Here is a 14856-nt window from a genome sequence, read left to right as displayed (position 1 = left end):
GCCTGCCGACTCCGGCAGGCCTTGTATTTCCTCTCCTGAACCCAATATCTACAGCGATGCTTGCGCCATATTCCGATGACGTGAATAATTTCCTGACAGGCCGGCGAACGTTTACCTTCCGGCTACCTATGCATAAGAGGAACAGTTTGAACACAGACACTCGCGAAATCACCCTTGAGCCCGCTGATAATGCCCGTCTGCTGAGCCTTTGCGGCCCGTTTGATGACAACATTAAACAGCTGGAACGCCGTCTCGGCATCGAGATTAATCGTCGTGACAACCACTTTAAAATAACCGGTCGCCCGATTTGCGTCACCGCTGCGGCGGATATCCTGCGCAGCCTGTATGTCGATACTGCACCGATGCGCGGCGAACTTCAGGATATTGAACCGGAACAGATTCATCTGGCAATCAAAGAAGCCCGCGTGCTGGAGCAAAGCGCCGAAAGCGTGCCGGACTTCGGCAAGGCCATCAATATCAAAACCAAGCGTGGCGTCATCAAGCCGCGTACGCCGAATCAGGCGCAGTACATCGCCAATATTCTCGACCACGATATTACCTTCGGCGTTGGTCCTGCCGGGACCGGTAAAACCTACCTTGCAGTTGCTGCTGCGGTCGACGCGCTGGAGCGTCAGGATGTTCGTCGTATTCTGCTGACTCGCCCGGCCGTTGAAGCCGGGGAAAAGCTGGGCTTCCTGCCTGGCGATTTGAGTCAAAAAGTCGACCCGTATCTGCGCCCGCTGTACGACGCGCTGTTCGAGATGCTTGGTTTTGAGAAAGTCGAGAAGCTGATTGAGCGCAACGTGATTGAAGTCGCGCCGCTGGCCTATATGCGCGGTCGTACGCTGAACGATGCCTTTATCATCCTGGATGAGAGCCAGAACACCACCATCGAGCAGATGAAAATGTTCCTGACCCGTATCGGTTTTAACTCCAAAGCGGTGATTACCGGTGACGTCACTCAGATTGACCTGCCGCGCAGCACCAAATCCGGCCTACGCCACGCGATTGAAGTGCTGGCAGAAGTCGATGAGATTAGCTTCAACTTCTTCCATAGCGAGGATGTGGTGCGCCACCCGGTTGTCGCCCGCATTGTTAACGCCTATGAAGCATGGGAAGAAGCGGACCAAAAACGTAAAGCAGAACTGGCCGCCGAGCGTAAACGCGAAGCCCAGGAACAGGAGCATAAATGAGTCAGGTCATTCTCGATTTACAGTTGGCTTGCGAAAATAACAGCGGAATGCCGGACGAGACCCAGTTTCAGCGCTGGGTCGATACCGTTATCCCGCAGTTCCAGGAAGAGTCAGAAGTCACGATTCGCCTGGTTGATGAAGCGGAAAGCCATGAGCTGAACATGACCTATCGCGGGAAGGATAAGCCAACTAACGTGCTGTCTTTTCCGTTTGAAGCCCCGCCGGGTATCGAAATGCCGCTGCTTGGCGATCTGGTCATCTGCCGTCAGGTGGTTGAACAGGAAGCAAAAGAGCAAGGCAAACCGCTGGAAGCGCACTGGGCGCATATGGTTGTCCACGGTAGCCTGCATCTTTTAGGCTACGACCATATCGTTGACGAAGAAGCGGAAGAGATGGAATCCCTCGAAACAGAGATAATGCTTGCTCTGGGCTATGAGGATCCGTACATTGCCGAGAAGGAATAACCTGCCGCCGGCTTTGCCGGCGACTGGCCGCTATGCCGGACGCTGAGTATACGCGTGACGAGCGACTATTTAACCAACATGAGAACCCATACGACGCCATGAGCGACGACAATTCACACAGTAGCGACACAGTAAACAGCAAAAAGGGATTCTTCTCCCTGTTACTCAGCCAGCTCTTTCACGGTGAACCCAAAAATCGTGACGAACTACTGGCGCTGATCCGTGATTCCGGGCAAAACGATCTTATCGACGAAGACACGCGCGATATGCTCGAAGGGGTAATGGATATCGCCGACCAACGCGTCCGCGACATCATGATCCCTCGCTCGCAGATGATTACCCTGAAACGTAACCAGACGTTGGACGAATGCCTCGATGTGATAATCGAATCCGCCCACTCGCGTTTCCCGGTGATCAGCGAAGATAAAGATCACATTGAAGGGATTCTGATGGCCAAAGATCTGCTGCCGTTTATGCGCAGCGACGCGGAAGCCTTCAGCATGGAAAAAGTGTTGCGCCCGGCGGTTGTCGTGCCTGAAAGCAAGCGGGTTGACCGCATGCTGAAAGAGTTCCGCTCCCAGCGTTATCATATGGCTATCGTTATCGATGAGTTTGGTGGCGTCTCGGGTCTGGTGACCATTGAAGACATCCTTGAACTGATCGTCGGTGAGATCGAAGACGAATACGATGAAGAAGAAGATATCGATTTTCGTCAACTGAGCCGCCACACATGGACGGTACGCGCACTCGCCTCAATCGAAGACTTCAACGAAGCCTACGGAACCCACTTCAGCGACGAAGAGGTCGACACCATCGGCGGCCTGGTGATGCAAGCATTTGGTCATCTGCCAGCCCGCGGCGAGTCTATCGAAATTGATGGTTACCAATTCAAGGTCGCAATGGCTGACAGCAGACGTATTATTCAGGTACATGTAAAACTTCCTGATGACGCGCCTCAGCCGAAGCTGGAAGACTAATCCAACGGGACGATTAACCTAAATGGTATTTGCCTCTCTTATTGAACGCCAGCGCGTACGCCTGCTGCTGGCGTTGTTATTCGGAGCCAGCGGAACGCTGGCTTTTTCACCTTATGATTTCTGGCCAGCAGCGATTATTTCGCTAATCGGTTTGCAAGGTTTAACCCTTAATCGTCGACCGGTGCAAAGCGCCGCTATTGGTTATTTCTGGGGGCTAGGCCTGTTTGGTTCCGGGATTAACTGGGTCTACGTCAGCATCGCGCAGTTCGGCGGGATGCCGGGGCCGGTCAACGTTTTCCTGGTTGTTCTGCTGGCGGCTTATCTGTCCCTTTATACCGGGTTATTCGCCGGTATTCTTTCGCGCCTGTGGCCGAAAACCAACTGGATACGCCTGGCTATTGCCGCGCCAGTGGTGTGGCAAATTACCGAATTCCTGCGCGGCTGGGTCCTGACCGGCTTCCCGTGGCTACAGTTTGGCTATAGCCAGATTGACGGGCCCCTGAAAGGCCTGGCCCCTGTTATGGGCGTTGAGGCGATAAACTTCCTGCTGATGGTTGTCAGCGGGCTGCTGGTGCTGGCACTTATGCAGCGTAGCTGGAAACCGCTGATCGCCGCCGTCGTGCTGTTCGCTCTCCCCTTCCCTCTGCGTTACATTCAGTGGTATCAGCTACTACCGGAGCGAGCAACCGAGGTTTCGCTGGTTCAGGGCGACATCCCTCAGGCAATGAAATGGGACCAGAATCAGTTGCTCAATACGCTGAAAACTTATCTGGATCTCACCCAGCCGCACATGGGTAAATCACAGCTGATTATCTGGCCGGAGTCCGCAATTCCGGACCTCGAAATTAACCAGCAGCGTTTTCTCAGCATGATGGACGACCTGATGCGGTCGAAAAATAGCTCGCTTATCACCGGCATTGTCGATGCGCGACTGAACACAAAGAACCGCTACGATACCTACAACACCATCATCACGCTGGGCAAAGATAATCCGTACAGCTACGACTCGAAAAATCGCTACAACAAAAACCACCTGGTACCGTTTGGCGAGTTTGTGCCACTGGAATCGATTCTTCGCCCGCTGGCGCCGTTCTTTGACCTGCCGATGTCCTCTTTCAGTCGCGGGCCTTACGTGCAGCCCCAGCTTGTCGCGCATAATATGCGTCTGACGGCAGCCATCTGCTACGAGATTATTCTTGGCGAGCAGGTGCGCGATAACTTCCGCCCGGATACTGACTTCCTGCTGACTATCTCTAACGATGCGTGGTTCGGGAAATCTATCGGTCCGTGGCAGCACTTCCAGATGGCGCGGATGCGCGCGCTGGAACTGGCCCGTCCGCTGCTACGCAGCACAAATAATGGCATTACCGCCGTCATCGGCCCACGCGGTGAAATTCAAGAGATGATCCCGCAGTTTACTCGTGCCGTATTGACCACCAAAGTGACCCCGACGTCTGGTCTGACACCGTACGCCCGTACGGGGAACTGGCCGCTGTGGACGCTGACCGTCCTGTTTGGTTTTGGTGCACTACTGATGAGCCTGCGAACTCGCAAGCAGTAAGCAAAATGGGGGGAATCGAACGCTCTTCCCCCTATCCCATTAGTCAACATCAGGAAGACAGGCTACGTCACCATACTGCGGATGACGAACGAGCACCCTCGGAGCAAGCGACTTATCGCGATCCAGCACCGTCAGCGCTTTTGCCCCCAACACATATATCTGCTTGCCATCGGCTGAAAACCGAACTTGCCTTGCGCGGCTGGCAGGGTAAACCCCCACAACCTGGCTCGCATCCACGCTGAGCAGAACGATATATCCTTCCAGCCCATAGGTCGTTAATGCAATATATCGACCATCTGGGCTTATCGCTTCAACAGAATAGATACTCCGGTTGCACCATTGAGCCAGTAGCTTCGGTTGCTGTGATGTCAGGCCAATCCGTGAAATTCCCTGGCTGTCGGCAAAAATAACCTCACCCGTTTCCGGGCGAAAACCGACAACGCTCGTCGTCCCCTGGGTATCCCCCGCCGGATAGTCCACCTTCTGGTGGGTACTGGTGTCAATACGCACGATATCGCTTCTCCCCATATCGGGGACCAGTAGTGTTTTTTCGTCCAGCGAGAGCGCAATTGGCCTTATGTTATAGCCGCCACTCCTACCTGCTCCGTCATATGTTCCCAGCGGAATATCGCCGACCGGCTGATATGACGTAAGGTCAATAGCTGAAATAGTGTTGCTGGTCCGGTTCATTACCCAGGCACGCTTACCGTCGCGAGAAATCACCATCGCGTCCGGGCTACGCCCCGTTGCGATAGTCTGAATAACTTCCCCCGTCGCCACCCGAATCACCGACAATGAATCCGGTTCAAACCCTGTCGCATAGAGCCGCGTTTCATCCGGACTAAGCTCCAGCGCCCTGACCCCCCGATCGCCACAATCACTACAGCGCCCTTTGTAATTTGCAGCCCTTACCGTGCCGGTAAACGTTCTCAGAATCTTATGCTGTTCCAGGCTGTAAACCGAGATGGTGTTGTTATCCTCAACCGCCGCGTACAGCGTCTTTCCATCCTTACTCAGCACGATGTCGTTAATGTCAGGTATCTCAGCCAGTGTCGTGCCGCGGGCCTCCTCATTGCTTACCGGCTCTGGCAGCCTGGTCATATGCTTTTCACGTTCATCAGCCAGCACCTTTCTTCTCAGCTGCCGCTCTTTCTCAACGGACAGGGGATAAAACTCATCACGCAGGCTCGCCCTGACCTCCAGGTCCGATTCATCAATCTGCCGCTGCGCAAGCCACGTCCCACCCAGCAACAGCGCGCAGCAGCCGCAAAAGAGTAATGCATCCAGAAGCAACTTTTTTCGCGAGCCCACCTGAATCAGGACTATCGCAAAACCGATGGCTGCTCCGGCGCACAGTCCGCCGACGTGGCTGGCATTATCAACCTCCTGCTGAGTACCATACAAAAGCGTTAGCGCGACCATGCCCAGCACAGAATACAATCTTCGCCGATCGTTTTCACTGCGCGTGCCTGGCTCCGCAAAAACCAGCGCGACTATTGATGCACCAGCCAGCCCCATAATGGCACCGGACGCACCGATGCTGATAATCACCTGCGGCGCCAAAGACAAAAAATGGATGACAGTCTCACCAGCAGTCCCCCGGTCGCTCAGTGCATAGCAGGCGCTCACGAGAGAACCGAAAGAGCCGGATAGCAAATACACAACCAACAGACGCCACCTGCCCAGCAATCTTTCAGCAACAGCGCCAATAACCGCCAGAGCAAGCATATTCAAGAACAGATGAGAAAAAGAGCCATGGAGAAAAAGGCTGACAACCAGCCGCCAGGATTCTCCGGTTAACGTTAGCGCCGCAACGTTTGCTCCTAAGTGAATCAGCGTCGCGTGATTAATATCACCATCCACAGATGATCGAGAAAAATAGCCAAACCAAACCACGTTCAGGGCAATAAGGAAAAATGTTACATAAGGGATCTTAACGACGACGAAAGAAGGCGAGTTGAAATGTTGTGCAGCCATAACGATTTTCTTCCCTGAAAATATGAACGCTAACAAGACCGATATTTTAACTTAGAAATCAACTTATGCCGACGTGAACAGAGTGATATCTCACTCAATTCAGCTTTCTTCACCAGATTCTGGCACGTGAATTGCAAAATAAATCTTAGAGATGAATTGCATTCGTCTACTGGCCAGACGCTTGCACCGACAGGGAGCAAGAGCAGCACCTAAACGGTGCAGCAAAGGATTTATGCCTCTTATTGGTGCGGTATGCTTCGCAAAAATCAACAATATAAGAGCAAAATCTTTACATTAAGCCAAACTAAATGCTAACAAACACATACAAATGCTGCACACAAAGATGGCAGCGATAAAAAGCACACACACTCACAATGGGTATCAATAGCGTCAATGACGCTGAGGATAAGGAGTCGGATATGCAATTACGTAAACTCGCCGCAGCAATGCTGGCCATAGGTCTGACCGCCAGCGCGGCGCAGGCAGAAGATGCTGCGCCTGCCACCGGACAGAGTACTCTGGATAAAATTGCCAAGAACGGCGTGATCGTCGTTGGCCACCGTGAATCCTCCGTTCCGTTTTCTTACTATGACAACAAGCAGCAAGTCGTCGGCTATTCTCAGGACTACTCCAATGCCATTGTTGATGCTATCAAGAAGAAGCTGAACAAACCTGACCTGCAGGTAAAACTGATTCCTGTCACCTCGCAAAACCGTATCCCGCTGCTGCAAAACGGTACTTTTGATTTTGAATGCGGCTCCACGACTAACAACCTCGAACGGCAAAAACAAGCGGCCTTCTCCGACACGATCTTTGTTGTCGGTACGCGCCTGCTGGTGAAAAAAGGTGGTGCGATTAAAGACTTCGCGGACCTGAAGGATAAAGCCGTTGTTGTGACGTCGGGAACGACCTCAGAAATTCTGCTGCATAAGTTGAACGATGAGAAAAAAATGAATATGCGCATCATCAGTGCGAAAGACCATGGCGACTCTTTCCGCACCCTGGAAAGCGGCCGTGCAGTGGCCTTTATGATGGATGACGCGCTGCTGGCCGGTGAGCGAGCAAAAGCGAAGAAACCGGATAACTGGGAGATTGTAGGCACCGCTCAGTCTCAGGAAGCCTACGGCTGTATGCTGCGTAAAGACGATCCGCAGTTCAAAACGCTGGTAGACGAAACCGTCGCCCAAGCCCAGACCTCTGGCGAAGCGGCAAAATGGTTCGACAAATGGTTCAAAAACCCAATTCCGCCGAAGAACCTGAATATGAATTTCGAACTCTCTGAAGAGATGAAAGCGCTATTCAAATCACCAAACGACAAAGCTCTTAACTAATTAAAAAAACAAGGGGCGGGAAATCCTGCCCTCCCGATTGTTACTACAGCACGGACAGACTATACGGTGGCTGGTCGTTCCCCAGCCGCCGTGAATACCGCAACAAGCTGAGCAACAATCTTCGAGGGTAGCGCTGCTACCCTTTTTTTTCCAGGAGTCATTTATGTCAATAGACTGGAACTGGGGCATATTCCTGCAACAGGCCCCGTTCGGCAACACCACCTATTTAGGCTGGCTTTGGAGCGGTTTTCAGGTCACCGTCGCACTGTCGGTAACGGCCTGGATTATCGCCTTCTTCGTCGGTTCACTATTCGGTATTTTACGCACCGTTCCCAATCGCCTGTTATCAAGTATCGGTACCTGTTACGTTGAACTCTTCCGTAACGTCCCACTTATTGTGCAATTCTTCACCTGGTATCTGGTGGTACCAGAACTGCTGCCGGAAAACCTTGGCATGTGGTTTAAATCCGAGCTGGATCCGAATATTCAGTTCTTTGTCTCTTCCATGTTGTGTCTTGGATTATTCACCGCCGCACGCGTCTGTGAACAGGTCCGCTCCGGCATTCAGTCGCTGCCGCGTGGACAGAAAAACGCCGGACTGGCAATGGGGCTGACGCTACCACAAACCTACCGCTATGTTCTACTGCCTAACGCCTACCGCGTTATCGTTCCACCAATGACTTCTGAAATGATGAACCTGGTGAAAAACTCGGCCATCGCTTCCACCATCGGACTCGCCGATATGGCCGCACAAGCGGGTAAGCTGCTGGATTACTCGGCACATGCCTGGGAATCGTTTACCGCGATCACCCTCGCCTACGTTTTCATTAACGCAATTATTATGCTGGTAATGTATGTGGTTGAACGTAAAGTTCGCCTGCCGGGCAATTTGGGGGGCAAATAATGTACGATTTTGACTGGAGTTCCATTATTCCCTCCATGCCATACCTTTTGGCTGGTCTGGTTATCACGCTAAAAATCACCGTTATCGCGATTGTTATCGGGATTGTCTGGGGAACAATTCTGGCCGTTATGCGCCTGTCGAGCTTCCTCCCGCTGGCGTGGTTTGCTAAAACCTATGTTAACGTTTTTCGCTCTATCCCGCTGGTGATGGTCCTGCTGTGGTTTTATCTGATTGTTCCGGGCTTCCTACAGAACGTGCTGGGCCTGTCGCCGAAAACCGACATTCGCCTGATATCAGCGATGATTGCATTCTCCATGTTTGAAGCGGCGTACTATTCGGAAATTATTCGTGCCGGTATTCAGAGTATCTCACGCGGCCAGTCTAGCGCTGCGCTAGCGCTGGGGATGACCCACTGGCAATCCATGAAGCTGATTATTCTGCCGCAAGCGTTTCGCGCCATGGTACCTCTGCTCCTTACCCAAGGTATCGTCCTGTTTCAGGATACCTCACTGGTCTATGTCCTGAGTCTGGCAGACTTCTTCCGCACCGCCTCCACTATCGGCGAACGCGACGGAACCCAGGTTGAAATGGTCCTGTTCGCAGGGGCCGTATATTTTGTTATTAGTCTCAGCGCATCGCTGTTGGTCAGCTGGTTGAAGAAAAGGACTGTGTAATGATTACCCTGAAAAACGTTTCAAAATGGTATGGTCACTTTCAGGTGCTGACCGATTGCTCCACGGAAGTGAAAAAAGGTGAAGTTGTGGTCGTTTGCGGGCCATCGGGTTCAGGCAAATCAACGCTGATTAAAACCGTCAACGGTCTGGAACCCATTCAACAAGGTGAAATCATCGTTGACGGCACCACGGTTAATGATAAAAAAACCAATCTGGCCAAACTTCGCTCGCGCGTTGGGATGGTGTTCCAGCACTTTGAACTATTCCCACATCTGTCAATTATCGAAAATCTGACGCTGGCTCAGGTCAAGGTACTTAATCGTGATAAAGCCGCTTCCCGCGCCAAAGGGTTAAAATTACTGGAACGTGTGGGTCTCTCAGCCCATGCAGATAAATTTCCAGCCCAGCTTTCCGGCGGCCAGCAGCAGCGTGTGGCGATTGCCCGGGCGCTATGTATGGACCCTATTGCGATGCTGTTTGACGAACCCACCTCTGCGCTTGACCCGGAGATGATTAACGAAGTACTGGACGTCATGGTTGAACTGGCTAATGAAGGAATGACCATGATGGTGGTGACTCACGAGATGGGATTTGCCCGTAAAGTGGCCAACAGGGTGATCTTTATGGATGAAGGGAAAATTGTCGAAGATGCTGATAAAGAAGCCTTCTTCGCTAATCCTCAATCCGAACGAGCTAAAGATTTCCTCGCAAAAATTCTGCACTAAATTTCAGGCGTGTACGTCAACGTACACGCCATTCTTTCTACACCTCGCTTACCTCCCTCTCCATAACTGTGGCAAACTCTTACTCATTCTCAAATAATTGACATAAATACATTAAACCTCATAAAAAATAATTAATGAATTGAAATTCTCAATTCAATATAAATTCATTATTCATATCGTGGATTAGCTAATTTGGCATAGATAACATAGCGGTAATTTTTACGAGAATACTGAGCGCTGACAGCCACTTCTTAGTGATAATGATAGTAATTTTAACAAATAAATTTTTTAAGATTGGGTACCAAACTCCGTTAGCGATACCCATTAAACGCTAAATACTCTTAACAAGGAAAAAATGGACATTGCTTCGTGAATAATAAAAAAAAGACTAGCCACTGCCTTTTTACTTTATATTATTCTTACTGCACCTTTACTTGCAAATATATCTGACAGCGATACCAACCAGGTGGCACAGGATAAGAGTAGCCGGCCAAAAGGCCGATATTATCGTTGCTAACCCCAACGGCATCACATGTTCAGGCTGCAGCTTCATTAATACCAACAAGGCAATTCTTACTACCGGTAAAGTGGTGCTGAGTGATACAAGCGCAATCGCAAGCTATACGGTCACTGACGGTAAATTGACCATTGGCCAGAACGGAATGGATGCAACAAATAGCTATGCCGTGTTGCTCGCCGATGCTATCGAAATTAACGGAAAAGTTAATGCTACCAACGCCATGGTGGGAGCAGGAAATTTTACATTTGATAACAGTACCGGAGCAATGACTTCTGCTGACAAATCAGCAATGATACTCCAACCGTAATTCCCGAATACAGTATCGACATCAGCAATCTTGGTGGTATAAAAGCTAATAGTATTAGCATGATCGGTAATAACCTTGGTTTCGGCGTGCGTAATAAAGGTAATTGTTACAAACAGCACTCTTGCAATGACCAGCCATGGATCATTAATTAATGAAAACTCCATTACTGGTAAGGGTTACGTGACCCAGATGGTTTCCGCAGGCGAAATGAAAAATACGGGTACTATTGGCACTAAAAATATTGCTATCATTAATAGCCTTGGCAATTTGAATAACGGCGGCATCATTAGCAACACGCCGCAAATGTCTGTTACCGCTGCGGGCAACCTGTCTAACGCAGGCACCATCCACGCAACCAATCTCCTGTCTGTTACCACCGACGGAAATCTGAACACCACCTATAACTCCTCGTTAAATTCAAGTAATCAGCTCACGGTCACTGCTTTGGGTAATATCGATAACGGTGGTATTCAGGGTCATGGCGCAACCATGAACATAAATAATACTGTGACCAGCAACAGCGGGCATATCAAGGGTGACACATTATCTCTCAATACCTACCTGGACATGGTTAATACAGGAACGCTTGAGACCAAAGGCGATCTGACTATCAACACCCAAAACAACGGTAAACTCACTAACGAAGGAACCATCAAAGCGGGAAATACACTGACGCTGAGCGCTAAACAGGTTGTCAATGCGAAATCTTATAAGTGCGGTTTCCTCAATTTAACAACCTGCACCAATAACGGTACCTTAACAGCTAACAAGCGGATTCTAAACTCCTCGCATAAATACGCTTCTAATATGGGCGGCAATCAGAACTTTAAAGCGACTGAAATTAATACCAAATAAGTCGATTATTGAAAGACACGGTGTATTACCGTGTCTTTTAGTCAACCCGGGTCGTTTTACGCCAGCGTTTTTAAGGTTCGAATGGCCGACGCTGAAACTGATCGTGCCCGCATTTTGGGCAGCGTGGCAGTACATCTGGGGTATAGACCGGCAGATGATAATGGCACTTCTCACACACCAAATTTCCCAGTCCCACCACTTCACCACTGTGATAAACGCCGTGATGGCTGAGATCCTGAAACACCTCGCGCCACTCAAGCTGGGTTTTATCCGTAATATCCGCTAACTCCTGCCACAGGCTTTCTTTAATCACGCGCATAAAGACGCTATCGGTGAGTTCATCCTGACTCTCTTCATAGCTGAGCGCGAACTCCTCCAGGTCACGTCTGACAGCGCGAATAACATTCTCGATTTCGCTCTGCGTTAACTCGCCGGACTGGCTGATTTTAACCCTAGCCTGCTCCACCAGCGCATCAATATCGCGTTCTCCATTGCGTAACCGCTCGCTAAGCGTCGACACCAGCTCTCGGTAGAATTGAGCAACCTTGTTCATCATTTCGCCTCCGGTGTGGTTAACTTCTTATAATAATAGACGTTATTTTCCAGGTTCTTTGCCAGTCAGCCCACATAGTCGTGAAATTTTCTCCGCCGCTTTCATCTATGGAAGTGTGCGAAAGGCTGTTTTGACGTTGGCGTTTGGGCTATGCTATGCCGATCTGAAATAACACATCCATTGGCTACGCTTTGTAGCTGTATTGAACACAGGACCACTGGCTGCCATGCAAGAGCAATACCGCCCGGAAGAGATAGAATCGAAAGTCCAGCTTCACTGGGACGATAATCGTACATTTGAAGTAACTGAAGACGAGAGCAAAGAGAAGTATTACTGCCTGTCGATGCTTCCTTATCCTTCTGGTCGACTACACATGGGCCACGTGCGCAACTACACCATCGGTGACGTGATTGCTCGTTACCAGCGTATGCTGGGCAAAAACGTACTTCAGCCTATCGGCTGGGATGCATTTGGTCTGCCTGCTGAAGGTGCGGCGGTAAAAAACAACACCGCTCCGGCCCCATGGACCTACGACAACATCGCCTACATGAAAAACCAGTTGAAAAAGCTGGGATTCGGCTATGACTGGAGTCGTGAAGTCGCGACCTGCACCCCGGAATACTACCGCTGGGAACAGAAGTTCTTCACCGAACTGTATAAAAAAGGTCTGGTCTATAAAAAGACCTCAGCCGTTAACTGGTGTCCGAACGATCAAACCGTTCTCGCCAACGAACAGGTTATCGATGGCTGCTGCTGGCGCTGCGATACCAAAGTTGAGCGTAAAGAGATCCCGCAGTGGTTTATCAAAATCACCGCCTACGCTGACGAGCTGCTGAACGATCTGGATAACCTGGATCACTGGCCGGACACCGTGAAGACCATGCAGCGCAACTGGATTGGTCGCTCTGAAGGCGTCGAAATCTCCTTCGACGTGAACGAGTATGCTGACAAGCTGACGGTCTATACCACCCGTCCTGACACCTTTATGGGTTGCACCTACCTGGCCGTTGCAGCGGGCCACCCGCTGGCGCAGCTGGCTGCTGCCAACAATCCAGAGCTGGCTGCCTTTATTGACGAATGCCGCAATACCAAAGTTGCCGAAGCGGATATGGCGACCATGGAGAAAAAAGGCATTGATACCGGCTTTAAGGCAATTCACCCGCTGACCGGCGAAGCCATCCCGGTATGGGCGGCAAACTTTGTGCTGATGGAATACGGTACTGGCGCAGTGATGGCCGTTCCGGGCCACGATCAGCGCGACTACGAGTTCGCCAGCAAATATGGTCTGAACATTAAGCCGGTTATTCTGGCGGCTGACGGGTCTGAACCTGATCTGTCCGCTCAGGCGATGACTGACAAAGGCGCGCTGTTTAACTCTGGTGAGTTCAGTGGTCTTGATCACGCAGCGGGCTTCAACGCTATCGCTGACAAACTGGCTTCTCTCGGCGTTGGCAAGCGTAAGATCAACTACCGCCTGCGTGACTGGGGCGTATCCCGTCAGCGCTACTGGGGCGCGCCGATCCCAATGGTCACACTGGAAGATGGCACCGTAATGCCAACGCCGGAAGATCAGCTGCCGGTTATCCTGCCGGAAGATGTGGTGATGGATGGGATCACCAGCCCAATCAAGGCCGACCCCGAGTGGGCGAAAACCACCGTCAACGGTCAGCCGGCGCTGCGTGAAACCGATACTTTCGACACCTTTATGGAGTCTTCCTGGTACTATGCGCGCTATACCTGCCCGCAGTATGACGAGGGAATGCTGGACCCTAAAGCGGCGAACTACTGGCTGCCGGTTGATATTTATATTGGCGGTATCGAACACGCCATCATGCACCTGCTCTACTTCCGCTTCTTCCACAAGCTGATGCGCGATGCGGGCATGGTTAACTCCGACGAACCGGCTAAACAACTGCTGTGTCAGGGGATGGTGCTGGCGGATGCCTTCTACTACGTCGGCGAAAACGGTGAGCGCAACTGGGTTTCCCCGAAAGACGCAACCGTGGAACGTGACGAGAAAGGCCGTATCGTTAAAGCCTTCGACCCGCAGGGCCGCGAGCTGGTGTATACCGGCATGAGCAAGATGTCTAAGTCAAAAAACAACGGCATCGACCCGCAGGAAATGGTTGAGCGTTACGGCGCGGATACCGTGCGCCTGTTTATGATGTTCGCCTCTCCGGCAGACATGACCCTCGAGTGGCAGGAGTCTGGCGTAGAAGGTGCTAACCGCTTCCTGAAGCGCGTCTGGAAACTGGTTTACGAACACACCACCCAGGGTGCTGTTGCCGCGCTGGATGTTGCCAGCCTGAGTGAAGATCAGAAAGCGCTGCGCCGCGACGTGCATAAAACGATTGCCAAAGTAACCGATGATATCGGCCGTCGTCAGACCTTCAACACCGCCATTGCGGCGATTATGGAGCTGATGAACAAGCTGGCGAAAGCGCCGCAGGAAAGCGAACAGGATCGCGCGCTGATGCGTGAGGCTCTGCTGGCGGTCGTGCGTATGCTCAACCCGTTCACCCCTCATGCCAGCTTTACTCTGTGGCAGGAGCTGGGCGGCGAAGGCGACATTGACAACACACCGTGGCCGGTCGCTGACGAAGGCGCAATGGTTGAAAACACCACCCTGGTCGTCGTCCAGGTAAATGGTAAAGTTCGTGGTAAAATTACCGTTGCGGTGGATGCAACCGAAGAGCTGGTTCGTGAACGTGCTGGTCAGGAACATCTGGTCGCGAAATATCTTGACGGTGTGACCGTACGTAAAGTCATTTACGTTCCGGGTAAACTGCTCAATCTGGTCGTTGGCTAAGCGCGG

General features: G+C 51.4%; 11 protein-coding genes and 1 pseudogene. 10 read left to right on the top strand and 2 right to left on the bottom strand.

Annotation, left to right across the window (positions count from 1 at the left end; all coding sequences use genetic code 11):
- Positions 1-146 precede the first annotated feature (146 nt).
- The 4 genes from QVF11_RS22490 to lnt all read left to right on the top strand — a co-directional run bounded on the left by QVF11_RS22490 (position 147) and on the right by lnt (position 4195).
- Entirely contained in the window at positions 147-1193 is a 1047-nt protein-coding gene (locus QVF11_RS22490; protein WP_185930753.1) for a PhoH family protein, read from the top strand.
- Positions 1190-1657, top strand: coding sequence for an rRNA maturation RNase YbeY (gene ybeY, locus QVF11_RS22485; RefSeq protein WP_112214513.1), 468 nt, complete (start codon positions 1190-1192; stop codon positions 1655-1657). Before QVF11_RS22490 ends, ybeY begins: the two co-directional genes overlap by 4 nt.
- 98 nt (positions 1658-1755) lie before the next feature.
- Positions 1756-2634 carry a CNNM family magnesium/cobalt transport protein CorC gene (corC, locus tag QVF11_RS22480; RefSeq protein ID WP_112214514.1) on the top strand — a complete coding sequence of 293 codons (879 nt, stop codon included), beginning with the start codon at positions 1756-1758 and terminating at the stop codon, positions 2632-2634.
- Positions 2635-2656: 22 nt separating this feature from the next.
- Entirely contained in the window at positions 2657-4195 is a 1539-nt protein-coding gene (lnt, locus tag QVF11_RS22475) for an apolipoprotein N-acyltransferase (RefSeq protein WP_287859324.1), read from the top strand.
- Positions 4196-4234: 39 nt separating this feature from the next.
- Here the strand turns inward: lnt and QVF11_RS22470 are convergent, their stop codons facing one another.
- Positions 4235-6172 (bottom strand): rhomboid family intramembrane serine protease, encoded by a 1938-nt coding sequence (locus QVF11_RS22470; RefSeq protein WP_287859322.1) that lies wholly within the window; start codon positions 6170-6172, stop codon positions 4235-4237.
- 419 nt (positions 6173-6591) lie between these two features.
- Here QVF11_RS22470 and QVF11_RS22465 point away from each other — a divergent pair, with 419 nt between their 5' ends.
- From QVF11_RS22465 to QVF11_RS28735, 5 genes and pseudogenes are all read left to right on the top strand, one after another.
- On the top strand, positions 6592-7503 hold the full coding sequence (locus tag QVF11_RS22465; RefSeq protein ID WP_110273345.1) for an amino acid ABC transporter substrate-binding protein: 912 nt from the start codon (positions 6592-6594) through the stop codon (positions 7501-7503).
- A gap of 163 nt (positions 7504-7666) precedes the next feature.
- Positions 7667-8407: an amino acid ABC transporter permease gene (locus QVF11_RS22460; protein ID WP_110273344.1), complete on the top strand. Its 741-nt coding sequence runs from the start codon at positions 7667-7669 to the stop codon at positions 8405-8407.
- Positions 8407-9081 (top strand): glutamate/aspartate ABC transporter permease GltK, encoded by a 675-nt coding sequence (gltK, locus tag QVF11_RS22455; RefSeq protein ID WP_112214518.1) that lies wholly within the window; start codon positions 8407-8409, stop codon positions 9079-9081. Before QVF11_RS22460 ends, gltK begins: the two co-directional genes overlap by 1 nt.
- Entirely contained in the window at positions 9081-9806 is a 726-nt protein-coding gene (locus tag QVF11_RS22450) for an amino acid ABC transporter ATP-binding protein (RefSeq protein WP_110273342.1), read from the top strand. Before gltK ends, QVF11_RS22450 begins: the two co-directional genes overlap by 1 nt.
- A 476-nt stretch (positions 9807-10282) precedes the next feature.
- A pseudogene (locus QVF11_RS28735) lies at positions 10283-11488 on the top strand (two-partner secretion domain-containing protein); the annotation flags it as partial.
- Between the two features lie 70 nt (positions 11489-11558).
- Here the strand turns inward: QVF11_RS28735 and QVF11_RS22435 are convergent.
- On the bottom strand, positions 11559-12041 hold the full coding sequence (locus QVF11_RS22435) for a zinc ribbon-containing protein (protein ID WP_014228404.1): 483 nt from the start codon (positions 12039-12041) through the stop codon (positions 11559-11561).
- Positions 12042-12267: 226 nt separating this feature from the next.
- Here QVF11_RS22435 and leuS point away from each other — a divergent pair, with 226 nt between their 5' ends.
- Positions 12268-14850 (top strand): leucine--tRNA ligase, encoded by a 2583-nt coding sequence (leuS, locus tag QVF11_RS22430; protein WP_287859314.1) that lies wholly within the window; start codon positions 12268-12270, stop codon positions 14848-14850.
- The last annotated feature ends 6 nt before the right edge of the window (positions 14851-14856 follow it).

It is taken from the genome of Klebsiella sp. (assembly GCF_027492335.1).
GTDB classification, from domain to species: Bacteria; Pseudomonadota; Gammaproteobacteria; order Enterobacterales; family Enterobacteriaceae; genus Klebsiella; species Klebsiella huaxiensis.
The sequence above is the reverse complement of the archived record's forward strand: the minus strand, read 5'-3'. Positions and strand labels throughout refer to the sequence as shown.